The organism is Micromonospora sp. NBS 11-29, assembly GCF_002140155.1.
Taxonomy (GTDB): domain Bacteria; phylum Actinomycetota; class Actinomycetes; order Mycobacteriales; family Micromonosporaceae; genus Micromonospora.
This window is the reverse complement of the sequence record NZ_NAPR01000015.1, coordinates 14,780-15,418: the sequence shown is the minus strand read 5'-3', so window position 1 is coordinate 15,418 and position 639 is coordinate 14,780. Positions and strand designations below refer to the sequence as shown.

The window sequence follows — 639 nt, the reverse complement described above, 5'->3', positions numbered from 1 at the left end:
ACGAGCGGGCCCGCAGGATCACCGCCTTCGCCGCGTCGTCCAGGGACAGCACCCCCGCCACACAGGCGGCGGCCATCTCACCCTGCGAATGCCCGATCACCACACCAGGACTCACACCGGCCGCCCGCCACACCTGCGCCAGGGACACCCCGACGGCGAACAACACCGGCTGCAAAACCTCCACCCGGTCCAACCAGCCGTCGTCGTCGCCGGTCAACACCGACACGAGGTCCACGTCCAGATACGGCGCGAACGCCCGCTGACACTGGGCCAACCGCTCATCGAACGCCACACACCGACCCACCAGAGCANCACCGGACCCGCACCGTGCTCAGCCATCGAACCGGTGACCACGTTCCCGGCCGGCGCACCGGAGGCCAGGGCGTCCAGACCGGACAGCAACTCGTCACGGTCGGCGCCCACCACGGCGGCGCGATGGTCGAACGTCGAGCGCTTCGTGGCCAGGGACCAGGCCACCTCGGCCGGGCCGAGGTCGTCGCGCGTGCGCAGGTGCCCGGCCAGGCGTGCCGCCTGCGCGGCCACGCCGGCCCGGGACCGGGCCGACACCGGCCAGAGCCGTACGTCGGCGTCCACCAGCCCGCCGGTGGCGGGCACCGGCTGGGGGTCCGGCTCGTCGGC

2 protein-coding genes are annotated in these 639 nt (G+C 73.5%); both read right to left on the bottom strand.

What is annotated here, in order from left to right; all coding sequences use genetic code 11:
- Positions 1-292: acyltransferase domain-containing protein (locus tag B1205_RS31980; protein WP_254910094.1), on the bottom strand; the 292-nt coding region annotated here is incomplete at its 3' end.
- Complete coding sequence (locus tag B1205_RS33490; RefSeq protein WP_441338530.1) at positions 214-543, bottom strand: CurL C-terminal domain-containing protein; 330 nt, start codon at positions 541-543, stop codon at positions 214-216. The genes B1205_RS31980 and B1205_RS33490, both read right to left, overlap by 79 nt.
- Positions 544-639 lie beyond the last annotated feature (96 nt).